A 25,441-nucleotide genomic window follows, 5' to 3' on the forward strand; every position below is an offset into this window, starting at 1 on the left:
CGGGCCGCCGTCGCGCATTCCCGCCCCTACAGAGGTGGGGCGTCGTCGAGGAAGGGATGGCCGCGGGCGGCGTCGAGAGCCGCTTCCAACGCGCCACCGACCTGGTAGAGCCGGTCGTCGGCGAAGGTCGGTGCCATGATCTGGAAACCGACCGGAAGCCCGTCGGCCAGGCCGATCGGCAGGCTCATCGCCGGTCCGCCGGCCAGGTTCGACGGGATCGTGCACAGGTCGGACAGGTACATCGCCACCGGATCGTCGATCTTCTCACCCAGCCGGAACGCGACGGTGGGCGTGGTCGGTGAGGCCAGCACGTCGACCCGTTCGTAGGCCGCGGCGAAGTCCTGGCTGATCAGCGTTCGGACCTTCTGCGCCTGGCCGTAGTAGGCGTCGTAGTAACCCGACGACAATGCGTAGGCACCCAGGATGATCCGCCGCTTGACCTCAGCCCCGAACCCGGCGCCGCGGGTGCGACTCATGACCTCCTCGGCTCCGGCCTCGCCGTCGTCACCGATGCGCAGGCCGAACCGCATCGCGTCGAAGCGGGCCAGGTTGGACGAGCACTCGCTCGGCGCGATCAGATAGTAGGCGGGCAGCGCGTAGGTGAAATGCGGACAGCTCACCTCGACGACATCGGCACCCAGACCGACCAGCACCTCAAGAGCGTCGGAGAAGCGCGCCCGCACCCCGATGTCGTAGCCGTCCCCGGACAGCTCACGGACCACGCCGATCCGCACGCCGCGCAGATCACGGCTGGCGGCGGCAGCCACCACGCCGGGTACCGGCAGCTCGATGCTGGTGGTGTCCAGCGGGTCGTGACCGGCGATGGCGGCATGCAGCAGAGCCGCGTCGGTCACCGTGCGGGCCAGCGGCCCGGCCTGGTCCAGCGAGCTCGAGAAGGCGACGAGGCCGTAGCGGCTCACCCCGCCGTAGGTCGGCTTGACCCCGACCAGCCCGCACACAGCCGCGGGCTGGCGGATCGAGCCGCCGGTGTCGGTCCCGATCGAGATCGGCGTCTCGAAGGCGGCCACGGCGGCTGCGCTGCCACCGCTGCTGCCGCCGGGGATGCGATCGGTGTCCCACGGGTTGCGGGTCGGCCCGTAGGCGGAGTTCTCCGTGGACGACCCCATCGCGAACTCGTCCATGTTGACCTTGCCGATGATCACCACACCGGCGGCCCGCAGCTTCGACACCACGGTCGCGTCATACGGCGGCTTCCAACCCTCGAGCATTCGACTACCACAGGTCGTCGGCATGCCGCGGGCAGTGAGTACGTCCTTGAGCGCCAGCGGGACGCCCGCAAGCGGTCCCAGGCGCTCCCCCGCAGCCCGGCGACGGTCGACGTCGCGAGCCGCAGCGATGGCACCGTCGACGTCGACGTACAGGAACGCGTTGATCCGATCGTCGACCTTCGCGATCCGGTCGAGCGCGGCCTGGGTCGCCTCCAGGGCACTGAGCTCACCCGCGGCGATCGCGGCGGCGGTTCGGGCTGCGGAGAAACGGATGACGTCGGTCACGGGAGGTACCCTCACTCGTCCAGGTCGAGGATGCGCGGCACCCGGAAACGGCCGTCTTCAACGGCGGGCGCGCCGGCGAGCGCGTCAGCCTGCGACAGCGACGTGCGGGTGATGTCAGCCCGGAACACATTCGTCAGCGGGACGGCATGGGTCGTCGGCGGGATGTCATCCGCAACCACCTCCGCGACCCGGGCGACCGCACCGATGATCACGTCAAGCTGAGGGGCGAGCGTGTCGAGCTCCTCGTCGGACAAGGCCAGCCGCGACAGGCGGGCAAGATGCGCGACCTCATCCCTGGTAATCGCCATACCGGTTACGACCCTCTGACTTCCCGGTGACCTCGCGGCCACCTCTGTGTCTACTGCCTGGCGGATGACGCTGTGGTCATCGTACGGGCCGGCGCGCAGGGGCACCCCCGGGCCTGGCGGCCATCACCACCTTGGAGAAACCGCGCCGCATGCCTGACCCGCCCTCCACCGGGGGGGACCCGGTGCCCGCTAGCATCGCAGACGGGCCTGCGGGTAGCGCCCACCACGGGACCGCCTGGCGACGGTGATCACCGCGGTTTCAGAACTGTCCAGGGCCCGTGGAGGTACCCTCTGCAATGCTTGACCCCGATGAGATTGACGCGCTGTTTCCGGCCGACCTGCCCGACCCGGAGCACTGGGAGGAGCGGTACCCGCCGAGGAACCTGGCGCCGGGCGCGATGGTCACCCGTTTCTGCCCGAGCCCGACGGGCTTCGCCCATCTCGGCGGCGTCTATGTGGCGATCCTGGACAAGGACCTCGCCCGGCAGTCCGGCGGCGCCTATTTCATCCGGATCGAGGACACTGATCAGGCGCGGACGGTAGAGGGCGCGACCGCACAGTTCGACGCGGCCTTCGGCTATTTCGGCGTCGGTTCGGACGAGTCCGACCAGACCGGTGCCTACGGCCCCTACACGCAGTCGGACCGGGTACTGATCTACCTGACCTACATCCGCGAGCTTCTCCGCGCAGGCAAGGCATACCTGTGCTTCGCCACGAAGGAGGAGCTGGGTGCGGCCACCGAGGAACAGCGCGCTGAGAAGGTGCCCACCGGCTACTACGCCCGCTGGGCGACCTGGCGCGATGCCACCGACGAACAGGTACGCGAGCGGCTGGGCGCCGGACAGCCTTACGTCGTGCGGTTCCGGTCGCCGGGCGAGCCGGGCAGGATCACCTTCACCGACCTGGTGCGCGGGGGCCTGGAGACGGATGCGAACCGCAACGACATCGTCATCCTGAAGAGTTCCGACAGCCCGCTGCGGTTGCCGACGTACCATTTCGCGCACGTCGTGGACGACCACCTGATGCGGGTCACGCACGTGATTCGAGGCGACGAGTGGCTGTCCTCGGTCCCGGTGCACCTGCAACTGTTCGACGCGGCGGGTTTCGAGCACATTCCGTACGCGCACATCGCACCGCTGCTGAAGGTGGACGGCTCGGGAAAGCGGAAACTGTCCAAGCGCAAGGATCCCGAGGCGTCCGTCGATTTCTACATCAAAGCGGGCTACCCGGCGCCGAGTGTGCTCTACTACCTCCGCGGGCTGATCAACGGGCGGTTGGCGGAGATGGCGCTGACCGAGGCGCTGACCGCCCCACTGGGTCTGGCCGAGTGTGGCGTGTCCGGCGCGCTGGTGGATCTGGTGAAGCTGGCGGACATCGCGGCGGACTACGTAGCGACGCTGCCGAGCCAGAATGTCCTGGACGAGGTGCTGACGTGGGCGGACACCCACGACACCGAACTGGCGCAGGCTGTCCGCGCTGAGCAGGACCTCGCCGTGCGGGCGCTGGACATCGAGCGGACAGGCGTGGACAACCCGCGCAAGGACCTGCGCAAGTGGTCGGATTTCCGGCCGATCTACGGCTATTTCTTCACCGCATTGTTCGAGCCGGTGGCCGATCTCGCGGACAGCAGGTTCGGCGGCCTCGCGCCCGATGTGGTGCGGCGGTTGTGCGCGGATCTACTGCGTGTCTACCAGGACCTTTCCGACTCGGATGGCTGGTTCGACCAGATCCGCGTGACGGCCAGGGACAACGGCTTCGCGGCAAGCGTCAAGGAGTACAAGAGCGACCCCGGCTCCTACGTCGGATCGATCCGGGAGGCATCCCAGGTGGTCCGCGTGCTGCTCACCGGCTCCACCCGCAGCCCTGCCCTCCACTTGGTCGCGGGTGCGCTGGGCGAGACCGAGGTGCGCAAGCGGATCGGCGCCGTTCTCGGCCCCAGCTGAACGGGCAGCGGCCCTGCTCACAGCAACGATCGACGCCAGGACGGTGACCAGCAACGATACCTGCCTGTGATTTTTGCGCTACGGCACCGACACCTCCAAACTGCATTCTTGGCCACATGTCATATCTGCTTCGCCTCCTCCTGCCGGACCGCCCCGGCGCCCTGGGCGCGGTCGCGACCGCGCTGGGCCAGGCGGGCATCGACATCGTCAGCCTGGACGTCGTCGAACGCGGCCCGAACGGCGCCGTGGACGACATCGTCGTCGCGCTCCCGCCGTACGGGCTCGTCGACACCGTCCTGACCGCCGTGCAGTCCGTGCCCGGGGTGAGCGTGGAATCCCTACGCCCGTACCTGTCCGACGGTGCCGGCATTCAACATGACCTGGACCTCGTCGAAGCCATGACCTCCCGGCCCGACGAGGCGCTCGCCGTCATGACCGAGTTCGTCGGGGCGGTGTTCCACGCCGACTGGGCCGTGCTGCTGGAACGGGTCGGGCCCGACGATCTGCGGGTTGTGGAGACCTCCGTGGGCGCCCCGGATCTCGGTGGCGGCGACCTCGCTGTCCCGGAGCGGGTGCGATCCACGCTGTTGTGGCTGCCGCTGGACCGCGCGCAGCGGCTGGACCGCCACGCGGGCTGGCTGCCGCCTCGCTGGACCGCGCTCGACATGGAGCTGGCGGTCGCTCCGGTGGGAGGTCCGGACCGCGCGGTGCTGATCGGACGGCCGGGCGGGCCGGCATTCCGGGCCTCGGAGGTGCTGCGGCTCGCGCATCTCGCCGGCATCGCCGCGACGATCGCACACAACCGGGATGTCTCGCTCGCCGCGCAGGGAACGGGCTGACGAGCCGAGCCGGCGGCAGCAGCAGCAGCAGTTGACGATCACCCACCCGGATCGTCGTCGGCCGGTTGGGCGGGACGGGCGTGCGCGCCGGCGGCCTGCGGCCCGGCGTCGAGCAGCACGGTGAACCCGGCCTCGTCGAGGATCGGGAGTTTCAGGGCCCGCGCCTTGTCGTACTTGCCGGCCCCGGGGTCGGCACCGACGACCACAAAAGTCGTCTTCTTGCTCACCGAGCCGGTGACCTTGCCGCCGCGGGCCTGGACCGCCTCGGCGGCGGAGTCGCGGCTCCAGTCGGTGAGGGTCCCTGTGATGACAACGGTGACACCGTGCAGCGGACCCGGCCCGTCGTCCGCGCCGACGTCGGCCAGGCGCGCCCCACCGGAGCGGATCCGTTCGAGAATCTCGCGGTGGCGAGGATCAGCGAACCAGTCCGCCACGGCCGCGGCGATGGTCGGGCCGACACCGTCGACCACAGCCAGGGTCTCGGTGGATGCGGCGGCGACAGCGTCCACCGAGCGCATCTCACGCGCCAGCGCGCGCGCCGCGCTCGGCCCGACATGGCGGATGGACAGGCCGACCAGCAGCCGCCACAGCGGCCGGCCCCGAGCCTGCTCCACCCCACGCAGAATCTGGTCGATCTTCTTCTGGCCGAACCCGCGCAGTCCTTCGAACGACTCGGGGCTCAGGTGGAAGACGTCGCCCACGTCGTGCACGCGGCCGGCATCGAGCAGGGCGATCGCGGTCTCATAACCGAGCCCGTCGATGTCCAACGCGCCCCGGGAGGCGAAATGGAAGATCGACTCTCGTAGCTGCGCGGGGCAGGACACCGCGTTCGGGCAGCGGATGTCGACCTCGTCGGCGGGCCGCACGAGCTCGGTGTCGCACTCCGGGCAACGGGTGGGCATGACGAAGGCACGCTCGGAGCCGTCCCGAAGGTCGGCAACCGGACCGACGATCTCCGGGATCACATCACCGGCCTTGCGGACCACGACGGTGTCGCCGATCAGCACCCCTTTGCGCTCGACCTGGTCGGCATTGTGCAAGGTGGCGAGCCCGACCGTCGAGCCCGCGACCTTGACCGGCTCGAGGCGGCCGAACGGAGTGACCCGGCCCGTCCGGCCCACGTTGACCTCGATGTCGAGCAGCTTGGTGGTCACCTCCTCCGGCGGATACTTGTAGGCCACCGCCCAGCGTGGGGACTTCGAGGTGGCGCCGAGCCGGCGCTGCAACCCGAACGCGTCGACCTTCACCACCACTCCGTCGATCTCGTGCTCGACGTCGTGACGGTGCTCCCCCCACCGACGGACGAACGCCTCGACCTCGGCGACGCTGCCCACCACCTCGTGGTGATGGGAGACGGGCAGGCCGAGTTCGGCCAGCCGGCTGTATGCCGCGGACTGTGCCTCGACGTCAAGACCCTGGTGGGTGCCGAGCCCGTGGACGGTCATGGACAACGGACGCCTGGCGCTGACCCGGGGATCCTTCTGTCGCAGCGAGCCGGCGGCTGCGTTGCGCGGATTGGCGAACGGCTTCTCGCCCGCCGCGACCAGGGTGACGTTGAGCTCGGCGAACGCCGCCGTGGGGAAGAAAACCTCGCCCCGGACCTCCAGCAGCGCCGGGATACCCGGCCCACGCAGGCGGGTCGGCACCGCCGAGAGGGTGCGGATGTTCGGGGTGACGTCCTCACCGACCCGCCCGTCGCCGCGGGTGGCCGCGCGGACCAGATAGCCGTCCTCATAGACCAGGTCGACCGCCAGCCCGTCTATCTTCAGCTCGCACAGCCAGGCCCCGACATCGGTGTCCCGCGTCGCCCGCAGCGCCCATGCCTCAAGCTCGGCATCGGTGAAGACGTTGTCCAGGGAGAGCATCCGTTCCAGATGCTCCACCGGCGTGAACAGTGTGGAGAACGAGCCAGCGACCTTCTGGGTCGGCGAGTCCGGGGTGCGCAGCTGCGGGTAGTGGGTCTCGATCTCCGCCAGCTCACCCATGAGCTGGTCGTATTCAGCGTCGGAGACGGTCGGTGAGTTCAGCACGTAGTAGCGGTAGGCGTGTTCGTCCAGCTCGCGGGCCAGCTGCGCGGCGCGCGCCCGTACCCGTGCGGGCAGCTCCTCGACAAGCGAGCCGACGTCATCGACAACCGGATCGACATCCTGGCCGGCATCCTCGACGACCGCGCCGGGGGCCGTCCCGGTCGCGTCCGGGCTCGGCGCAGCGGGCGAAATCATGTCGAATCGTCGGCCAGCGCCCGCCCCGCCTCGCGGCAGCGTCGCAGCGCCACCCGTGCGTAGGCGGGTGTCGCACCCGCAAGACCGCAGGTCGGCGTCACCGCGACCACCTCCCGAAGCTGCTCGGACGAGAACCCCAGCCGGCGCCACATCGACCGGACCGGCTCGACGGTACGGCGGACGTCGGACAGTTCGGTGTCCCGCGCCGGCACCACGCCGAGCATCAGCGCGACCCCCGCCTCGACCGCCTCACCGATCATGTCGTCATCGGCGGGGGTGAGCAGGGTCGCGTCCACGCTGACGAAGACCGCACCAGCCTGACGCATCAGCCCGACCGGGGGCGATGCCGTGCAGCAGTGCACCCCGGCCGGCACCGCGACGCCGGCGAGCAGGACACCGGCGAGCAGGTTGCGCAGCCGGTCGGCGACGACACCCTCCTCGACCGCAGGCAGCGCCCCGAACCCGCTGGGCGTACGGATATGACCGGCGAGCACCGCCGGCAGAACCGGCTCGTCGAGCTGGACGATCAGGTGGGCACCCGGCAGGACCTGCGCGATCTGACCGAGGTGGCGGGCGATGCCCTCCGCGAGGGCCTCGGCGATGTCCCGGGCGGCCCCGGCGTCCTTGAGGACCTTGTGCCCCCGCTGCAACTCGATGGTGGCGGCGAGCGTCCAGGGCCCGGTGACGGCAACCTTGAACGGTCCGGTGTAGCCGGCGGCGACCTCACCGAGCGCGTCGAGGTCGCGAGCCATCAGGTCACGGGTGCGACGCAGGTCGATGCCGGGACGCGGCACCAGCCGCCATCCGGACGGCTGCAGGTCGACCGGCATGTCCGCGAGCAGACCCGCGGCACGTCCGATCATGTCGGCGCCGGCCCCGCGGCCGGGCAGCTCAGGCAGGTGCGGCAGGTCGCCGAGCTCGTCGAAGACCAGCCGGCATGCCTCGACCGGGTCCGTCCCCGGCAACGACCCGACCCCGGTCGCCGCCCCGGGCTCCCACAGCCGGGTGCTGACGGGGGTAGCAGCTGACTGTGTCATGAGGTCATGGTCATCGTCATGTGGTCATCCAAATCATGATCGAAACTTCCCGTATGCGAAGGATCAGAAACCGGGCCGGCCGGCACCGCGCGGGCCGGAACCGGACTCGCCGGCACCCAACCGGCGGATATGACCCCCGCCCAGGACCCGATCACCGTCGTAGAGGACGACGGCCTGGCCGGGCGCGGTACCGCGGACCGGTTCGTCCAACCGCACGTGCAGCTCGTCCCCGACGGCCTGCGCCGTGGCCGGGACCGCCCGCCCGTGTGCGCGGACCTGGGCCGTGCACACCACCGGACCCTCGTACGGCCAGACCACCGGGTCTGCGACGAGGCTGTGGACGTCGAGTGCCTCGGCCGGGCCGACCGTCACCGTGGCGGTGACGGGCGCGATGTCGAGGACGTAGCGCGGCTTGCCGTCGGGCGCGGGCCGGCCCAGGCGCAGACCCCGACGCTGCCCGATGGTGAAGGCGAACGCCCCGTCGTGCTCCCCCACCGTCTCGCCGGTGACGGCGTCCACCACCGGGCCTGGCCGCGATCCCAGCCGTTCACGCAGCCACCGGCCGGTGTCACCGTCGGCAATGAAGCAGATGTCGTGGCTGTCGGGCTTGTCCGCAACCGCGAGACCGCGTCGAGCGGCCTCGGCCCGGACCTCGGTCTTGGTCGTGTCCCCCAACGGGAAGATCGCATGCGCGAGCTGCTCGGGGCGCAGCGTCCCCAGTACGTAGGACTGGTCCTTGTCCGGATCCACCGAGCGGCGCAGCACCGCGCCGGACAGCTGAGCGTGATGCCCGGTGACCACCGCGTCAAAACCCAGCGCCAACGCCTTGTCCAGAACCGCCGCGAATTTGATCCGCTCGTTGCACCGCACACACGGATTCGGCGTCCGACCGGCCTCGTAGGCGGTGACGAACTCGTCGATGACGTCCTGTTCGAACCGGTCGGCCAGGTCCCACACGTAGAAGGGGATTCCGAGGACGTCGGCGGCGCGGCGGGCATCGCGGGCGTCCTCGACGGTGCAGCAGCCCCGCGCGCCGGTCCGGTGTGATTCCGGGGACTTCGCCAGCGCCAGGTGCACGCCCGTGACGTCGTGGCCGGCGTCGACCGCACGGGCGGCAGCGACCGCCGAGTCGACCCCGCCGGACATGGCCGCGAGTACCCGCATCCCGCTCACCCCCCGGACCGTCCGGACAGGCCGGACAGCGCTCCAGCGCGGCGCGCCCTACCCACCACCGGCATGATCACCCGCACCAGGGCATCCACATCGGCACGCTCGGAGGTGCGTCCCAGGGAGAAGCGCAGCGAACCGCGGGCGCATGCCTCGTCCACGCCCATGGCCAGCAGGACGTGTGACGGCCGGGCGACCCCTGCCGAGCAGGCCGAACCGGTCGAGCACTCGATCCCGTGCGCGTCGAGCAGCAGCAACAGTGAGTCGCCCTCGCAGCCGGGAAAGGTCAGATGAGCGATCCCGGGGAGGAGCCCCGGACCCGGGGGCGCTCCGTTCACCACCGCGTCCGGTACCGCGGCGAGCACCCGTGCGACCAGGTCGTCACGCAGGGCTGCGAGGCGCTCCGCTTCGACGGGCCGTTCACTGACCGCCGAGGTCGCGGCCGCGGCGAACGCCGCGACTCCCGGTGTGTCGAGCGTTCCCGATCGTACATCGCGTTCCTGCCCACCGCCGTGGGTCAACGGTGCCAGGGCCAGACCCCGGCGCACCAGCAGCGCGCCCATGCCGATCGGGCCGCCGAGCTTGTGGGCGCTGACCGTCAGCGCGTCCGCGCCGCTGTCCTCGAACGACACCGGGATCGACCCGACCGCCTGGACGGCGTCGGTGTGGAACGCGATCCCGTAGCCGTGCGCAACCGCTGCAAGCTCCGCGATCGGCGACACCGTGCCGACCTCGTTGTTCGCCCACATGACGCTGACCAGCGCGACGCTGTCGGGATCACGGGCGATCGCCGCGGCGAGGACGTCGGGGTGCACCATCCCGGTGGCGTCCACGGGCAGGAGCTCGACCTGGGCGTCCTGCGCCTCGGCCAGCCAGAACACGGCGTCGAGGATGGCCCGGTGCTCGATCGCGCTGACCAGTACCCGGTGCCGGCGCGGCGCGGCCGCCCGCCGCGCCCAGTACAGACCTTTGATGGCCAGGTTGTCGCTTTCGGTCCCCCCAGCGGTGAAGACGACCTCGGACGGACGGGCGCGCAGTGCCGCGGCGAGCGCCTCGCGCGACTCTTCAACTACTCTGCGCGCACGACGGCCGCTGGCGTGCAGCGACGACGCGTTCCCGGCCTCAGCGAGCGCCGCGGTATAAGCAGCCACGGCCTCAGGACGCATCGGCGTGGTCGCCGCGTGGTCGAGGTAGGTCACATCACTGAGGATATCCGCGTGTCGCCACCGTACCCCTGGAGACAACCAAGGTCGGCAAGCCGACGCCACGCTGTGACCCGTGCCGCCACCCGACCACCACCCGGTCGACGGCGCACGCCTGACCGCCTGACCGCCTGACCGCCTGACCGCCTGACCGCTCACGAGCCGATCACAGCTGCCGTGGACGTCCTATCGTAGGAACCATGACCACTACCCACCCTCAGGCCGACGAGTTCGGCGGCTCCGGCTTCCAACCACTGACGGTGGCCGATCTCGCTGGATATATTGGCATGAACGGTGACGAGTCGACTCGGCGGCGGCTACTGCTGGAGTTCCTTGAAGGCTGGAAGTGGGCAGAGGATTCCGCACGTCCCGCCCTGGTACAAGCCGAACCCGCGCCGACCGGCGACGAACAGTGGGACGTGCTTCTCGCGGGTATCGCGGAACACGTCTGCGCGAAACAGGGCCGGCCCGGTCCTGCCTGGGTGGAGGACAGGATCCTGGATCGATTCTGGTTTCCCGACGACACACCGGCGGCCCGAGCGTGGGCATTTGTCCATTCCCCGGCAGCTCTCCGGCGAAGGGGTATTTTTATCGCGGCCGAGGACCTCGAGCGGGTATGAACAGCTATCCCCTATTCGACCGCGCTGCGCTCACCGCAGCCTTCACGATGCTCGGCGAACGACTCGCTCAGCGTCGGATTGTAGCGGATGTCTACATCGTCGGCGGGGCAGCCATGATGCTCGCTTATGACAGTCGCCGCGCGACTCGTGACGTCGACGCGCTGTTCACGCCCCACGGAGTCGTGCTCGAAGAGGCGGCGTTCGTCGCGGGCAGGTTGGGACTTCCGAGAAGCTGGATCAACGAGCAGGCGAGCGTCTATATATCGACGAAATCCGATCAGGAGGCGCGGCCGGTCTTCGAGCACCCAGGTCTGCGAGTAAGCGCAGCCTCACCACGACACCTCCTCGCAATGAAGATCCTCTCCGCTCGCCGTTACGCCGATCTCGCGGACACGATCGAACTTCTCCGCATTCTGCGAATCACGACGGTAGATGACGTGGAGCGAATCTGCGCGGACGTCTTCCCGCAGGAGCCTCTGACGGACAAGAGTCGGCTGTTCGCCGAGGACGCGCTCGACGCTGTAACAGGGACACCGCGGGATGCGGGTTGACATCAGCATCCACATGCCTCATACCGATCCTGCCTGGTCTCGGTATCGAGCCGAATGTGCCCGACTGATGACCATCCAGCCGGGCACAGCTGTTCTGCGAAGGCGGCTCACAGCCGTGACGTAGCCCGATCGGCGCTACCCGACCTGGCCTCGGCCGCGCTCGATCACTGCGCTGCGCCGTCGGGCTACCTCGCCTGCATCCAACGAACGCCGGCGCGCGACATCCTTCTCGTTCGCGATCGCGTCGGTCGCGGTGCCGAACTCCGACCGGCGATACATGGCCCGGATGTCAGCAAGATCCCCTGCGGGGATGGTGGCGATGGTCGCGGCGATCTCCAGAGCCCGCGCCAGCAGCGTCTCGTGTGCCACCACCTCGTTGACCAGACCGATCCGCAGCGCCTGCGCCGCATCCACGTAGTCGCCCGTGAACGACATCTGACGTGCCCACCCGAACCCGACCGCCTGGGGTAGCCGCCAGGTCATCCCGCCGCCCGGCATCACGCCGACCCGCGCGTGGGTGTCGGCGAACCGCGCGCGTTCCGAGGCGATACGGAAGTCGCAGCACAGCGCCCATTCCAGGCCGCCGGTCACGGTCGCCCCGTTGATCGCACCGATCAACGGCTTGGTGGTCTCCAGAACCTGGTCAAAGGGCAGTTCATCCCAGTTCGCGGCTGCGCTGAACCTGCCCTGGCCCACCGCGACGAGGTCCAGACCGGCGCAGAAGGCCGGGTCCGCGCCCGTGAGCACGATCGCCCGGACGTCATCCCGGGCGTTGAGGTCGACTATCGCCGCGCGCAGCTCCTCGATCAGCTCAGGAGTGATCGCGTTACGGACGTGGGGGCGGTTCAGCGTGACAACCGCTGCGGGTGCGCGTACATCGACTAATACGTCGGCCATATCGCCTGAGCATGCCGGCCCGTTCACCCGGACGCACCCGATCCGGCCACCGACCCGGCTCTCAGGTCGGCTCCGCGCAACCGGAGAGCCGGGCGCAACGGGAGGGCCGGGCGCAACGGGAGGGTGGTGCGGGCGTGCAGACAACCCCACCAGACCCCGGCGCAGTAGGCGGCGTCGTCCGCCATCCGCAACGCGACGTAGGGGACGAGCCCGACGTCCGGGCGTTCTCGCCACCATTCCCAGGCGGTAGGCATGATCGCCGTGACCAGTAGGACCCGACGGCCCGGCCGACCCGCGGCGAACGCGAGCAGCGGCAGCCACACCCGGCGCGCAGTGTCCGCGGCAGCCCAGCCGGCGTGCTTGCGGCCCCGGGCGACCAGTACCGCCGCGGGCAGCCCTGCCCGCGGCACGGGCGTCGGCACATTCATGAATGTCCGACGCAGCCGCATCGCCCTGACCACCGCGCTGAGCCCAGCGGCCGTGGCGACGGCGGCACCCAACGCAGCGGACCCGGTCGCGGCGACGACACCCCCCGCAACAGCCCCCGCGGCGCCCCGCACCGGCCGCAACGGTTCGGGATGACGCAGTGCGAGCGGCGCTGCGGACGATCCGTACCCGACCCGCTGCGTGACCCAGCCCCGCCAGGACGACCGGGGTTGGTGGAGCACCACCGCGGCCGGTTCGTAGCGGACCGTCCAGCCGGCCGCGGTGAGCCGCCACACCAGGTCGACGTCCTCGCCGTAGCGCATCGCCGGGTCGAAGTCGGCCAGCTCCCGGCGGAGCAGCAGCGCGGCAGCCGGGACGTAGGACAGGCGGCTGCCCGCGCGGACCGGACCGGGCCGCGGGCCCAGGTCCAGCGGTGACCGCGACATCTCGTATCGCGTGCGGAGATCCCGGCCAGGCGCGGACGCCACCCGTGGCGCGACCAGACCGACCATCGGATCGGCCAGCTGCGGTAGCAACCTGGGCAACCAGTCCGGGCCGGGCAGCACGTCGGAGTCGACAAAGGCGATCAGCGGGGTTGCCGCGGCTCGCGCCCCGGCCATGCGGGCGGCCGCGGGCCCCAGCGGCGAGGCATGCCGGATGACGCGGGCGCCGGCCAGCCGTGCGACTGCGGCGGTTGAGTCGGTCGAGCCGTCATCCACGACGATGACCTCCCGGCAGGTCCCGGTGACGGTGGCGAGCAACCGCGACAGCTCCGCCGCCCGGTCGCGGACCGGGATGACAAGGGTGACGTCATCCGGACCAGGCACGCCCGGCCCACCCGCGGCCGGCGGCACGGGATCGGCGTGGCCTGCATCCACCAACCGGCGGGCGAGCGCGCCTGCACCGGCGCAGGCGCCGGCCTCCGCCACCGTGGCACCGCCCGCGAGCGCATCGAACACGGCTGCGCCAGCGCGACTCAGGGTGAGCAGCCGCAGCGGCGATCCGCCCAGCAGCACCCGACCACGCGACAGGACCCGCAGGTCCGGTTCACACTGAACCGAGAAGCAATCGGGTAGCGGGACAGGCGCGGGCCCGGGCAGCCGGCTACCGTCACAGTTGGTGTTTCCGTCCGTATGACGCACAGGAGGAACCGTATGGATTCCGTCGACGTCGACAGCGACAGTCCCATCGCCGCAGCCGAGGTGCCGACAATCGAGCCGGTGCTTGAGGATCTCCTGGTCGAGGACGTGTCCATCGACGGCATGTGCGGCGTCTACTGATCAACCAGCCACCGACATCAAGCGGCCACAGCCGAGGACGGCGGCACAAGCATTGACGGCCTCGCCCCCGCACGCCGCCGCGCCGGTCACGACCGGCGCCTTTGACCGCGACCGTGCCTACGAGCTGCATCCGAAGGTTGCGCTGCGCCCGGAGCGGTTCGGCGCACTCGCCTACTCCTATGACACCCGGCGGCTGTCCCTGTTGAAGGATCTCGATCTGGTCGCCGTGGTGCGGGCACTCGCGGACCAGCCCTCCGCGGATGCCGCACTCGGCGCGGTACCCACAGCGAAACGGCCGGCGGTGGAGCGGGCGCTGGCCCGCCTGGTGGAAACGGGGTTTGTCCGTGAGCGTCACTGACATTGCCGAGCAGGCACCAGCGGCGGTTGCGAGCCGGTCGCTACAGGGCGAACTGCTGCGCGGCCTCGACGCACCGATCTGCCTGACCTGGGAATGGACGTACGCGTGCAACCTGGCGTGCGTCCACTGCCTGTCGTCCTCCGGTCGTCGGGACCCACGCGAGCTGACCACCGACCAGATGCGCTCGGTCGTCGACCAGCTTGCCGACATGCAGGTCTTCTACGTCAACGTCGGTGGCGGCGAGCCGATGACCCGGCCCGACTTCTTCGAGGTGCTGGAGTACTCCGTCGACCATGGGGTCGGGGTCAAGTTCTCCACCAACGGCGGTATGATCACAGCTGAGAAGGCGCGGCGGCTCGCCTCGCTGGATTACGTCGACGTCCAGATCTCCCTGGATGGCGCGGACGCGATGACCAACGACCCGGTCCGCGGTACCGGCTCCTATGACCGGGCCCGCGCGGCGATGGATCACCTCGCCACCGCCGGGTTCGGCGCGTTCAAGCTGTCCGTGGTCGTGACCAGGCACAATGCGAGCCAGCTCGACTCGTTCGAATCGCTGGCACGGGACTACGGCGCCGAACTGCGGATCACCCGGCTACGCCCGTCCGGTCGGGGTCGAGACTCCTGGGCCGAGCTGCACCCGACCGCCGTCCAACAGCGCGACCTGCATTCCTGGCTGCTGGCCCGGCCGAACGTGCTGACCGGCGACTCGTTCTTCCATCTGGCGGCCTACGGCCAGTCCCTGCCCGGGTTGAACCTGTGCGGCGCCGGGCGGGTCGTCTGTCTGATCGACCCGGTCGGGGACGTCTACGCCTGCCCGTTCGCCCTGCACGAGCACTTCCGCGCCGGCAGCGTGCTGGACCCCGGCGGCTTTGCGGGGGTGTGGCGGGGATCGGAGCTGTTCACCGAGCTACGGGAACCGGGCAGTGCCGGGGCATGCGCATCCTGCGGGCACTACGACGCGTGCCAGGGTGGCTGCATGGCGGCGAAGTTCTTCACCGGTCTGCCGCTGGACGGCCCCGACCCCGAATGCGTCCTCGGCCACGGCGAGGCCGCGCTGGCCGCGGTGAACCCCGCGAGCCTGCCCACCGTCGACAACGACCACAGTCGCAATCCCGGTGCCAAGCGCCTGCTCCCACTGTCCGTCCGGCGCTGACAATCGGTCGCGTTCAGGCGGGGCATCCCCTGCTCGGACGTCCTCCGTTCACTCCACGGGTTCGATACGCAGGTCGGTGACCCGGGCGAGGTGATCGAAGTCGCGGTCGGCATGCAACAGGCGCGCGTCCGCCTTGATGGCCAGGACAGCGACCAGGCAGTCCGCGAGCGAACGAACCGTGACCCCGCGGGCACGAGCCAGCCGGTAAAGATCGGCAGCCCGCTGGTAGTCGGGAATTCCCGCCAGTGGAAGAACCGGGAATGGAGTAAGCCGCTTCTCAACAAGCTGGCCGTCGCCTGGTGACCGGACCCCGGCAAGGAGCTCAAACCAGACAATCTCGGTGGTAACGAGAGGTGCCTTGTTCTCGACAAGCCAGTGCAGGTGGCGATGGGCCGGCGATCTGGTGCCGCGGAAAAGCTCGATCCAGGCGGACGTGTCAACGACGATCATCGTCTGACTCCGAACGCGATCCAAACGGATCTTCAGGTAGGCTCGCCGCCCGAAGATCGTTAATGTCGAGTTCCCAACCCATGCCCTCAAGCTCGAGGATCTTCCTGCGCTCGTCGCTCATGACGAGATACCTCAACGCCATGTCGACGATCTCGCGTCGTGTCCTGACGTTGTAGATGCGCATCGCCTCCTCGATCAACTCGTCGTCGACAACGATGTTGGTCCGCACGTCCGTCATGGTCATTAACATACACACCCCTGTGTATTTTGCTTGTCAGCAGATCCAAAGACGACGATACACACCAGGTCGGATCGTGACAAGGTCGGTACATCAGGTGAATACCGCCGGGTCGGGATGTGCGTGGTCCGAAGGCGGCCGGTTCAGCGGCCGGCTCAGAAGTCGCCGGCGCGGCCGCGGAACTCCGTCAGGACCTCGACGAGCGAGGTGATCTGATCAGGTGACAGATCCGGGTTGGTGAAGACGCTCTCGTTGAGCCGGTCGGTCGCCGCGGTCGCGACGTCCCGACCGGCTGGCGTGATCTCGGCCAGGGTGGCCCGCCGGTCCGTCGGATGTGGAATGCGCCGGACGAACCCTTGGGCGGAGAGCCGGTCAACCGCGCTCGTCACGCTCGTCGGATGCACCTGCAGACGGTTGCCGACCTTACTCATCGGCAGTGATCCGGCTTGGCTGAACAGCAGCAGCATGAGCAGTTCGTAGCGGGCGAAGGTCAGGTCAAACGGGCGCAGCACCTCGTCCACCCGGGCGAGAATGATCTGCTGCGCCCGCATTACGGAGGTGACCGCAGCCATGCCGTCGGCGGCCTGTGCCCACCCGTGTGCCGTCCACTGCCGCCGTGCCTCCTCGATGGGGTCGAACGGCAGCGGCTTCGGGGAGGACACGGGCAGATGACTCCTGACAACCTCGGACACACGCGGCTCCCGCCCAGCGTAGTTGACCGAAGGCGGCGCGCACACCGTTCTCCCCACGCCGCCCGAAGCCGAACCACCTGACCGAATGATCAGCGCCTGTCAACCGAATGATCAGTACCTGTCAGATGAATCAGACATTGCGCCGGTACTGGCCGCCAACCTCGAAGAACGCGTCACTGATCTGGCCGAGCGAGCAGCAGCGGACCGCGTCCATGAGCACGTCGAAGGTGTTCTGGCCAGCGGCTGCGGCTTCCCGCAGCCGGCGTAGCGCCGCCGGCGCCTCCTCGGCGTGCCGGGCCGAGAAGTCGGCGAGCCGGGCCAGCTGGGAGCGTTTCTCGTCCTCGGTGGCACGCGCGAGTTCCACCGGGCCGCGCGGGTTGGCGTCGGCATCCGGGTCGAGGAACGTGTTCACCCCGATGATCGGCAGTGTGCCGTCATGCTTGCGCTGCTCGTACAGCATGGACTCGTCCTGGATGCGACCGCGCTGGTAACCGGTTTCCATCGCACCGAGCACGCCGCCACGCTCGGAGATCCGCTCGAACTCGGCCAGCACCGCCTCCTCCACGAGATCGGTGAGTTCATCGACGACATGGGAGCCCTGCAACGGGTTCTCGTTGCCCGCCAGACCCCATTCGTTGTCGATAATCATCTGGATGGCCAGGGCCCGACGGACGGAATGTTCGGTCGGGGTGGTCACCGCCTCGTCATAGGCGTTGGTGTGCAGGCTGTTGCAGTTGTCGTAGATGGCGCACAGGGCCTGCAGGGTCGTGCGGATGTCGTTGAAGTCCATCTCCTGCGCGTGCAGGGACCGCCCGGATGTCTGCACGTGGTACTTGAGCATCTGGGACCGTTGCGACGCGCCGTAACGCTCGCGCATCGCCACCGCCCAGATCCGCCGGGCGACCCGACCGATGACCGTGTATTCCGCGTCCAGCCCGTTGGAGAAGAAGAACGACAGGTTCGGCGCGAAGTCGTCAATGGCCATACCGCGGGCGAGGTATGCCTCCACATAGGTGAAACCGTTGGCGAGGGTGAAGGCGAGCTGACTGATCGGATTCGCCCCGGCCTCCGCGATGTGATATCCGGAAATCGACACCGAATAGAAGTTGCGGACGCTGTGGGCGATGAACCATTCCTGCACGTCCGCCATGCACCGCAGCGCGAACTCGGTCGAGAAGATGCAGGTGTTCTGGCCCTGGTCCTCCTTGAGGATGTCGGCCTGCACGGTGCCCCGCACGGTCGCCAGTGCGTGCGCCCGAATGCCCGCGGCCTCCTCGGTGGTGGGCTCGCGGCCTTGGTCGGCCCGGAACGCGTCGAGGCGCTGGTCCACGGCCACGTTGAGGAACATCGCGAGGATCGTCGGCGCCGGGCCGTTGATCGTCATGGAGACGCTCGTCGTCGGCGAGCACAGGTCGAAGCCCGCGTAGAGCTCCGACATGTCGTCCAAGGTCGCGATTGACACCCCGGAGGTGCCGACCTTGCCGTAGATATCCGGACGCGGCGCCGGGTCGCGGCCATAAAGCGTCACAGAGTCGAACGCCGTGGACAGCCGGGTGGCCGCCGACCCCCGGGAAAGATAATGGAACCGCCGGTTGGTCCGGAACGGGTCGCCCTCACCGGCGAACATCCGCGCGGGTGCCTCACCGGCCCGCTTGAACGGGAACACCCCGGCGGTGAACGGAAAGCGGCCGGGCAGGTTCTCCGCCCGCAGGAAGCGGACGAGCTCGCCGTGGTCGCTGACGCGCGGTAGTGCCACCCGCGGTATCGATGTGCCCGACAGGGTGACCCGACGCAGCGGCGTGTGGATGTCCTTTCCCCGCACCGTGTAGACGAGTTCGTCGCCGGAGTACTCCGCCACCGTGGCCGGCCAGTTCTCCAGCTGTGCCCCGATGCCGGGGTCCAGGGCCTTCTCGGCATCGTCCAGAAGACTGTCGAGGCCGTCGAGCGCGCCCTGATCGTGGCCTGCGGCGGCGAGTTCACGCCGAGCGGTCAGCAGGTGCTGGCGCCGGCGGGCCACCTCGGCCTGCTCGGCGCTGCGCTGGTGGTAGGCGCGGACGGTCTCGGCCACCTCCGCCAGGTACCGGACGCGGGCCGATGGGACCACTGTGGCCAACCCCGAGGACGCCTTGACCGTCACCTTGGGTAGCACTCCGGCTGCCAGTGGCAGGCCCTTGGCCGCGAGCAGACCGGTCAGGTGCTGGTAGAGCGCGGTGACGCCGTCGTCGTTGAACCTGGCCGCGCTCGTCCCGAAGACGGGCATGTCCGCCCAGGACACACCGAACGCCTCCCGGTTGCGCACCAGCTGGCGGGCGACGTCGCGGCGGGCGTCATCCGCCCCGGACCGCTCGAACTTGTTGATCGCCACGACGTCCGCGAAGTCGAGCATATCGATCTTCTCAAGCTGGGATGCGGCACCGTACTCCGGTGTCATCACGTAGAGCGAGACGTCGACGAGGTCGACGATCCCGGCGTCGCCCTGCCCGATACCCGGTGTCTCGACGACGACCAGGTCGTAGCCGGCGGCCCGACACGCGGCGATCACGTCACCGATGCGCTCAGGCAGTTCACCGCCGGCACCCCGGGTCGCCAGGGAGCGGAAGAAGATGGTGGCCGCACCCTCGGCATCACCGAGCGCGTTCATCCGGATGCGGTCACCGAGCAGCGCGCCGCCTCCCCGACGGCGGGTCGGGTCGACCGCGATGACGGCGATGCGCAGTTTGTCCTGCTGGTCGACGCGGAAGCGGCGCAGCAGCTCGTCGGTGAGCGAGGACTTTCCCGACCCGCCCGTCCCGGTGATGCCGAGCACGGGAACCTCGGGCCGCGCCGCCGCCCGGAGTTCGGCCGCGAGTTCGGGCGAGCTGCCGGCCTGAAGCACGGTGATCGCCCGTGCGAGCGCGGCCTGCTCACCGGCGAGGACCGCCGACAGCGGTGGGGGCTGCTCGGTCAGATCGGTGTCACAGGCGGCGACGATCATATTGATCATCCCGGGCAGGCCGAGGCGCTGGCCGTCTTCAGGCGAGAAGATCCGGGCGACGCCGCGGGAGTGCAGCAGGGCGATCTCCTCGGGGACGATGACGCCCCCTCCCCCGCCGTACACCCGTACATGGCCGGCGCCGCGCTCGCGCAGCCGCTCCACCAGGTAGGTGAAGTACTCGACATGCCCACCCTGGTAGGACGACAAGGCCACCCCGCTCGCGTCCTCCTGGACCGCGGCCGTGACGAGTTCGTCGACACCACGATCATGGCCGAGGTGGATCACCTCGACGCCCTGCGACTGCAGGATCCTGCGCATGATGTTGATCGCCGCGTCATGCCCGTCGAACAGGGAAGCGGCGGTGACGATCCGCACCGGGTTCGTCGGCACATGCAGGGCGGACCGGTCGGCTGCACTCATCCGTCTGACCTCCGAGCACCACGGCAGGTACGCTCCGCCGTCAGTAGTTGGACAACAGATAATAGGATGTCCACATAGTAGGCGCCGAAACGTCCGCGCGCACCTGCCAAAACTTCGGATCAAGACTCGGATCAAGACTCGGATCAAGACTCGACAAGCTCGTCGACGAGGCCCCAGCGGGCGGCGGTCACCGCGTCCAGGGGCGCACCGGTCAGGGCGAGCCACGCGGTCCGGGATGCGCCCACCCGGCGGGTGATGCTGACCGTGCCGCCGGCCCCGGGCACCAGCCCCATCGCGAGTTCGGGCAGCGCGAACACGGCGTCCCGGGACGCGACCACATGGTCGGCAAAGGCGGGCAGCTCCATGCCCGCGCCCACGCACGCCCCGTGGACGTGTGCCGTGACCCGGCCGGGAAACCGGACGATCTCAGCCGCTGCACTGGCGCCGACCCGGACGGCGTGCGCGGTCGCGGGATCCGGTGCCGTACCGAACTGGCTGAGGTCGCCGCCGCTGCCGAACGCCGGCCCGGCCGCGTCCAGGACGACCTCGGTGACACCCCCGTCGGACCGCGCCGCCCGCAACGCGGCGACGAGCGCGTCGCGGGTCGCGGTGTCGTAGGCGTTGCGGACCTCGGGCCGATTCAGCGTGAGGCGCAGGTGACCGCCGACCCGACGGACCCGCACCGGCTCGGCGCTGTCGCGGTGGCGCATCGGGCCGCGACGCGCGAGCCACGTGGCGAACTCCGGCCCGGCCAGCAGCGTCGAATACGCCAGCGACTCGGCGACCAGCCCGTCAAGGGGCGGCAACCTCGTGGTCAGCCGCAGCAGACCGGCAAGGGCGACCGCGGCGAGTGGGTTTGCCCGCACCTTGCCGGCGAGGCTCGCCAACGCAGCGTCGATGTCGTCCACCTCGACCGCACCGGACGTTCGCTCGCGGGTGCCGGCCCCTGCGATCTTCTCTCTGCCTGCCGTGAGCAGGACATCCGGCGCGCCCACGGCGAGGCTGGTGGGCAGCTTCCCACCATCGATCGCCCCGACGATCACGACCGGCGGGCGGGCCTGGAGCAGGCGGTCCAGCGCCGCGGTCATGCCGGGGGAATCGGTGTCGGTCAACTCGAGCGCCAGCAGCGGCACGCCACCGAGGACGTCGAGGAGATCGGCCGGTAACACCGCGTCCACCAGGTCTGCCGCCACGTCCGCCGGGAAGAAGTCGACCGGTGGTACCGGGGTGAGCGATGCTGGCTGGGCAGATGCTGGCTGGGAACCGGACGAGAGCGGCACGGGCACACGGTAGCCGGTGACCCCGGTGGTGGATGCGGGGACAACCAGGCTCCCGATAGCCTCCAGACGGGCATCCGGATGGGAGGTGGCGCGGTGGGCCTCCCGCTGTCCGGGATGACCTTCCTTGCCGCCCCGACCGACCTACAGCAGGAAACGCAGGGCGGCTGCGGGATGTGGTCCGCCGCGCGGGAACTGCTGCATGGCCTCGGTGGAAGGGTCGTCCACCGGCAGGCGGCCGAGGACCCGGCGGCGGGCGTGATCGACCCGACCCTGACGGTGGATCCGCCATCGGCACTGGCCTGGGCACGATCGGGCGCCATGGCGTTGACGGGCCCGACGGACGGCGCACCGCTCGCGCCCGACGTGGCGATCATGGCGCGCCTGGACGGCGCCATGGCGGTGTTCCGGCTACTCGCGGCGACACGCGGCCAGCGGGTGGATGTGGACGCGGGGGCGCTGCTCGGCGAACGGGCCGCGATCAGCGGGCTGACCCGCGGCGGACGTCGCTCCGCCGGCGGCGCCGCCCGCCTACTGCCCACCCGGAACGGCTGGGTTGCGGTGAACCTGGCCCGCCCTTCGGACCTGGACCTGCTGCCGGCGTGGCTGTCGATCGCCGGCGATGATCATGATCAGGACCATCCGGTGGGGCCATGGGATGCGGTCACGACCGCGTTCGCCAGGCTGTCCGCCCGATGTGTGGTCGAGCAGGGGCAGCTGCTCGGCCTGCCCGTGGCCGAGGTCGCACAGCCGGAGTCCGCGGCCCACGACGAACAGGCCCACGCCCGTGGCCAGCGCTTCCCGTTCGCCCCGTTCCTGCTCGACGGCGCCCCGATCAACTGCACACCGATCGACAACGCACCGAACCACAACACAGCGATCAGCGGCACAGCGATCGACGATGGCCCGCCTGGGGAGCAGCACCGACCCGTCCCGTCGACGAAACCGATCCTCGTCGTCGACCTGTCGTCGCTGTGGGCCGGCCCCTTGTGCGCGCACCTGCTGGGGCTCGCCGGGGCCCGCGTCGTGAAGGTCGAGAGCGCCCGGCGTCCGGACGGGGCGCGGTCCGGGCCGACGGTGTTCTTCGACCTGCTGCACGCCGGCCACGACAGCGTCGCGCTGGACCTGCACACGCCCGACGGCCGGTCGGCGCTCATCGGGCTGATCGGCCGGGCCGACGTGGTGATCGAGGCGTCCCGACCGCGGGCGCTGACCCAGCTCGGTATCGACCCGGCCGAGCTGCTCGCCCGGAACCCGACGCTGACGTGGGTGAGCATCACCGGATACGGCCGGACCGGCCCGTGGTGCCAGCGGGTGGCCTTCGGTGACGACGCTGCGGCCGCCGCCGGCTTGGTCGCGGTCGGGCCGGACGGGACGCCGATGTTCCTCGCCGACGCGATCGCCGACCCGGTGACCGGGCTGTACGCGGCGGTGGCGGCGCTCGCGTGCGTGGTCGGCGGCGGCGGCGGCGGCCATCATGTCGACATCGCCCTGCGGGAGGCCGCGGGTTCGCTGCTCGGGACCCGTCCGAGACTCCCCCGACGCGACCCGGCCGCCCGGTGGTCTCCCGACTCCGGTGAGGGCGCAGGCAAACCCGGCGGATGGTTCGTGGACGCCGCCGGCGCCCGGGCGCCCGTGCTACCGCCCCGCCACCGGACACCGCCCGGCACGGCGCCGGCGTTGGGCGCGGACACCGCGCGCGTCCTCGCGGAGCTGGCAGGATCCCGACCGCGGTGACCCGATGCTGATCCGAAACGCCGAAATCAGCGGACGATCCGGGATGTCCGTGCGGATCCGTGGTGACCGGATCGCCGCCGTCGGCCCGGATCTGTCCCGCGCATTCGGCGAACGTGTCGTGGACGCGGGTGGCGGGATGCTCCTACCCGGCCTGCACGACCATCACATCCATCTACTCGCGGTGGCTGCGGCCGACGGCTCGGTGTGCTGCGGTCCGCCCGCCGTGCGCAACCGCGAGGAACTGGCCGCGGCCCTGCGCGCAGCCGCAGCCGCAGCAACGGTCCAACCCGGTGGCTGGGTCCGCGGCATCGGCTATCACGACAGCGTTGCCGGCGCACTGACCAGAGCCGATCTCGACGCGATGATCGCGGACGTCCCCGTGCGGGTGCAGCACCGCTCCGGGGCACTGTGGATGCTCAACTCCGCCGCTGTCGCCGCGGTCGGCCTCGACGATCATGCCGGCGCACCGCCCGGAGCAGGACGCGGCCCGGATGGACGTCCCGACGGCCGGCTGTTCCGGTTGGACGGCTGGCTGCGCGAGCGCCTTCCGCCGTCGCCGGCACCCGATCTGACAACCGTCGGGCGAGGGCTGGCCGGGTTCGGCGTCACCGGCGTGACCGATGCCACCGCCGGCACCGGACCGGCCGAGGTCGACCTGCTCACCGCCGCCGTGACCCGCGGTGACCTCCCGCAACGGCTGACCGTGACCGGAGGCCCCGAGCTCGCGGCGCCAGCGCACCCGCGTCTCCGGCTGGGACCAGTGAAGATCGTGATTGACGATGGTGCCCCGGTCGAGTTCGACGAACTGGTTGCGCTCGTACGTCGCGCGCGGGCCGCTGGACGGGCGGTGGCCGTGCACTGCGTGACCCGCGCCGCCCTCGTCCTCACCATCGCCGTCCTCGAAGCCGCCGACGACGAACCGGGGGTCGCTCACCCGGGTGACCGCATCGAGCACGGCGCCGTCATCCCGCCCGATCTGCTGGATCAGCTCGTCGAGCGCGAGTTGACCGTCGTCACCCAGCCGCACTTCATCGCCGAACGCGGCGAAGAGTACCTGCGTGAGGTCGACCCCGTGGACCTTCCATGGCTGTACCGCTGCGCGGGACTGCGCCGCGCCGGGGTCGCGGTGGCTGGGGGCACCGACGCTCCGTTCGGCGACCTGGACCCGTGGTCGTCGATGCGCGCCGCGGTGGCCCGGCGCACGACCGCCGGCAGCCCGATCGGCCTGGACGAAGCGGTTGACGCCGCCACCGCGCTCGCCCTGTATCTCGGCGACCCCGCCCGGCCCGGTGGACCCTCGCGACGGATCGTCCCGGGCGCTCCCGCCGACCTCTGTCTGCTCGCAGCACCCCGCCGCATCGCGCTGCGGACGCTGTCCGCCGACCTGGTCGCCCTCACCATCGCCGCCGGGCACGTAGTCGCCGACCACCGGAACCCCGAGGAGTGTTGACAGATGGTAAAGGTGATATTCGGGCTTGTCCGCAGGAACGACCTGACCCACGACGAGTTCGCGGCCTACTGGTACGAGAGGCACGCACCGCTCGTCCGTGAGGTGGCCGACCTCCTGCACATCCGGCGCTACGTCCAGTCGCACATAGTCGGTGACCGGATCTCGGCCACTCTCGCCAGTTCCCGCGGCGCGGTCAGACCGTTCGACGGGGTCGCGGAGTTATGGTGGGACTCGTTGGCGGACATGCTGGTCAGCACACCGGAGTCGCAGGAGGCGTCAGCGCGGCTGATCCGGGACGAAAAGGTGTTCCTCGACCTTGCGTCCTGCGCCCTGGTGCTGGCGGAGGAAAAGATGATCATCGGTGGCTGACTTTTTTAGTCACGCAGGTTCATAATTCGCCGAGCAGTTCTCTTCTCAAGAAGACTGTGCTTCCCCCGGTTCCCCGATGAGCCACCGAGAAAAGCACCGTCCGCCCCCGTCAGAAAATCGGCAACCCCCAAAAAAACCATGTACACGGTCATGTACATGAAGTTCACGTCGAACTCGATTCTACGCTCTTTTCGCGGCACCTTGCGAAGGACGGCTTCCGCCCATTTTATGGACATCTCCGTAACCCGAGGATCGGGATGAAGACGCCCCTTCCGCGCATATTTTCTTACTTCACGGCGCGTCCTGTGAGGTAC

23 protein-coding genes are annotated in these 25,441 nt (G+C 69.8%); 10 read left to right on the forward strand and 13 right to left on the reverse strand.

Going from position 1 to position 25,441, the window contains the following annotated elements:
• Positions 1–26: 26 nt before the first annotated feature.
• Both gatA and gatC read right to left on the reverse strand, forming a co-directional pair.
• Positions 27–1,514 (reverse strand): Asp-tRNA(Asn)/Glu-tRNA(Gln) amidotransferase subunit GatA, encoded by a 1,488-nt coding sequence (gene gatA / locus U9978_RS13645; protein ID WP_322761484.1) that lies wholly within the window; start codon positions 1,512–1,514, stop codon positions 27–29.
• An 11-nt stretch (positions 1,515–1,525) separates the two neighbouring features.
• Positions 1,526–1,822 carry an Asp-tRNA(Asn)/Glu-tRNA(Gln) amidotransferase subunit GatC gene (gene gatC, locus U9978_RS13650; RefSeq protein ID WP_322761485.1) on the reverse strand — a complete coding sequence of 99 codons (297 nt, stop codon included), beginning with the start codon at positions 1,820–1,822 and terminating at the stop codon, positions 1,526–1,528.
• Positions 1,823–2,118: 296 nt separating this feature from the next.
• On the opposite strand from gatC, the gene U9978_RS13655 reads away from it, so the two are divergent.
• Both U9978_RS13655 and U9978_RS13660 read left to right on the forward strand, forming a co-directional pair.
• Complete coding sequence (locus U9978_RS13655; protein WP_322761486.1) at positions 2,119–3,765, forward strand: glutamate--tRNA ligase; 1,647 nt, start codon at positions 2,119–2,121, stop codon at positions 3,763–3,765.
• Between the two features lie 116 nt (positions 3,766–3,881).
• Positions 3,882–4,604 (forward strand): ACT domain-containing protein, encoded by a 723-nt coding sequence (locus U9978_RS13660; RefSeq protein WP_322761487.1) that lies wholly within the window; start codon positions 3,882–3,884, stop codon positions 4,602–4,604.
• 38 nt (positions 4,605–4,642) lie between these two features.
• Here U9978_RS13660 and ligA read toward each other — a convergent pair whose 3' ends face one another.
• From ligA to U9978_RS13680, 4 genes are all read right to left on the reverse strand, one after another.
• The gene (gene ligA, locus U9978_RS13665) at positions 4,643–6,826 is read right to left on the reverse strand and encodes an NAD-dependent DNA ligase LigA (protein ID WP_322761488.1); all 2,184 of its coding nucleotides are present in this window, start codon (positions 6,824–6,826) and stop codon (positions 4,643–4,645) included.
• Positions 6,823–7,863, reverse strand: coding sequence for a methionine synthase (locus tag U9978_RS13670; protein WP_322761489.1), 1,041 nt, complete (start codon positions 7,861–7,863; stop codon positions 6,823–6,825). Before U9978_RS13670 ends, ligA begins: the two co-directional genes overlap by 4 nt.
• Positions 7,864–7,926: 63 nt before the next feature.
• Positions 7,927–9,027: a tRNA 2-thiouridine(34) synthase MnmA gene (mnmA, locus tag U9978_RS13675; RefSeq protein WP_322761519.1), complete on the reverse strand. Its 1,101-nt coding sequence runs from the start codon at positions 9,025–9,027 to the stop codon at positions 7,927–7,929.
• 5 nt (positions 9,028–9,032) lie between these two features.
• Positions 9,033–10,229 carry a cysteine desulfurase family protein gene (locus tag U9978_RS13680; RefSeq protein WP_322761490.1) on the reverse strand — a complete coding sequence of 399 codons (1,197 nt, stop codon included), beginning with the start codon at positions 10,227–10,229 and terminating at the stop codon, positions 9,033–9,035.
• 203 nt (positions 10,230–10,432) lie between these two features.
• On the opposite strand from U9978_RS13680, the gene U9978_RS13685 reads away from it, so the two are divergent.
• On the forward strand, positions 10,433–10,852 hold the full coding sequence (locus U9978_RS13685; protein WP_322761491.1) for a hypothetical protein: 420 nt from the start codon (positions 10,433–10,435) through the stop codon (positions 10,850–10,852).
• Positions 10,849–11,403: a DUF6036 family nucleotidyltransferase gene (locus tag U9978_RS13690; RefSeq protein ID WP_322761492.1), complete on the forward strand. Its 555-nt coding sequence runs from the start codon at positions 10,849–10,851 to the stop codon at positions 11,401–11,403. Before U9978_RS13685 ends, U9978_RS13690 begins: the two co-directional genes overlap by 4 nt.
• Before the next feature lie 135 nt (positions 11,404–11,538).
• On the opposite strand, the gene U9978_RS13695 is transcribed toward U9978_RS13690, so the two are convergent.
• Both U9978_RS13695 and mftF read right to left on the reverse strand, forming a co-directional pair.
• Positions 11,539–12,300 carry an enoyl-CoA hydratase gene (locus tag U9978_RS13695; protein WP_322761493.1) on the reverse strand — a complete coding sequence of 254 codons (762 nt, stop codon included), beginning with the start codon at positions 12,298–12,300 and terminating at the stop codon, positions 11,539–11,541.
• A 23-nt stretch (positions 12,301–12,323) separates the two neighbouring features.
• On the reverse strand, positions 12,324–13,868 hold the full coding sequence (mftF, locus tag U9978_RS13700; protein WP_322761494.1) for a mycofactocin biosynthesis glycosyltransferase MftF: 1,545 nt from the start codon (positions 13,866–13,868) through the stop codon (positions 12,324–12,326).
• A 12-nt stretch (positions 13,869–13,880) separates the two neighbouring features.
• On the opposite strand from mftF, the gene mftA reads away from it, so the two are divergent.
• The 3 genes from mftA to mftC are packed head-to-tail and all read left to right on the forward strand — an operon-like array spanning position 13,881 to position 15,520.
• Entirely contained in the window at positions 13,881–14,006 is a 126-nt protein-coding gene (gene mftA, locus U9978_RS13705; protein ID WP_322761495.1) for a mycofactocin precursor MftA, read from the forward strand.
• Positions 14,007–14,058: 52 nt separating this feature from the next.
• Positions 14,059–14,364, forward strand: coding sequence for a mycofactocin biosynthesis chaperone MftB (gene mftB, locus U9978_RS13710; RefSeq protein WP_322761496.1), 306 nt, complete (start codon positions 14,059–14,061; stop codon positions 14,362–14,364).
• Entirely contained in the window at positions 14,351–15,520 is a 1,170-nt protein-coding gene (gene mftC / locus U9978_RS13715; protein ID WP_416210959.1) for a mycofactocin radical SAM maturase, read from the forward strand. Before mftB ends, mftC begins: the two co-directional genes overlap by 14 nt.
• A gap of 48 nt (positions 15,521–15,568) precedes the next feature.
• Here mftC and U9978_RS13720 read toward each other — a convergent pair whose 3' ends face one another.
• The 5 genes from U9978_RS13720 to U9978_RS13740 all read right to left on the reverse strand — a co-directional run bounded on the left by U9978_RS13720 (position 15,569) and on the right by U9978_RS13740 (position 21,574).
• Entirely contained in the window at positions 15,569–15,970 is a 402-nt protein-coding gene (locus U9978_RS13720; protein WP_322761497.1) for a PIN domain nuclease, read from the reverse strand.
• The gene (locus U9978_RS13725) at positions 15,957–16,214 is read right to left on the reverse strand and encodes a type II toxin-antitoxin system VapB family antitoxin (RefSeq protein ID WP_322761498.1); all 258 of its coding nucleotides are present in this window, start codon (positions 16,212–16,214) and stop codon (positions 15,957–15,959) included. Before U9978_RS13725 ends, U9978_RS13720 begins: the two co-directional genes overlap by 14 nt.
• 149 nt (positions 16,215–16,363) lie before the next feature.
• Positions 16,364–16,870, reverse strand: coding sequence for a MarR family transcriptional regulator (locus U9978_RS13730; RefSeq protein ID WP_322761499.1), 507 nt, complete (start codon positions 16,868–16,870; stop codon positions 16,364–16,366).
• 160 nt (positions 16,871–17,030) lie between these two features.
• Entirely contained in the window at positions 17,031–20,294 is a 3,264-nt protein-coding gene (gene icmF, locus U9978_RS13735; RefSeq protein ID WP_322761500.1) for a fused isobutyryl-CoA mutase/GTPase IcmF, read from the reverse strand.
• A gap of 143 nt (positions 20,295–20,437) precedes the next feature.
• Positions 20,438–21,574, reverse strand: a complete 1,137-nt coding sequence (locus tag U9978_RS13740; RefSeq protein WP_322761501.1) for an enoyl-CoA hydratase/isomerase family protein — start codon at positions 21,572–21,574, stop codon at positions 20,438–20,440.
• Between the two features lie 93 nt (positions 21,575–21,667).
• Here U9978_RS13740 and U9978_RS13745 point away from each other — a divergent pair, with 93 nt between their 5' ends.
• Genes U9978_RS13745 through U9978_RS13755 form a run of 3 tightly spaced genes read left to right on the forward strand, consistent with a single transcriptional unit; the run spans position 21,668 to position 25,127 of the window.
• Positions 21,668–23,308 (forward strand): CoA transferase, encoded by a 1,641-nt coding sequence (locus U9978_RS13745; RefSeq protein WP_322761502.1) that lies wholly within the window; start codon positions 21,668–21,670, stop codon positions 23,306–23,308.
• A gap of 4 nt (positions 23,309–23,312) precedes the next feature.
• Positions 23,313–24,758 (forward strand): amidohydrolase family protein, encoded by a 1,446-nt coding sequence (locus tag U9978_RS13750; protein ID WP_322761503.1) that lies wholly within the window; start codon positions 23,313–23,315, stop codon positions 24,756–24,758.
• Positions 24,759–24,761: 3 nt separating this feature from the next.
• Positions 24,762–25,127: an EthD domain-containing protein gene (locus U9978_RS13755; RefSeq protein WP_322761504.1), complete on the forward strand. Its 366-nt coding sequence runs from the start codon at positions 24,762–24,764 to the stop codon at positions 25,125–25,127.
• The last annotated feature ends 314 nt before the right edge of the window (positions 25,128–25,441 follow it).

The sequence above is a fragment of the Protofrankia sp. Cr2 genome (genome assembly GCF_963555885.1).
In the GTDB taxonomy this organism is placed as follows: Bacteria; Actinomycetota; Actinomycetes; order Frankiales; family Frankiaceae; genus Protofrankia.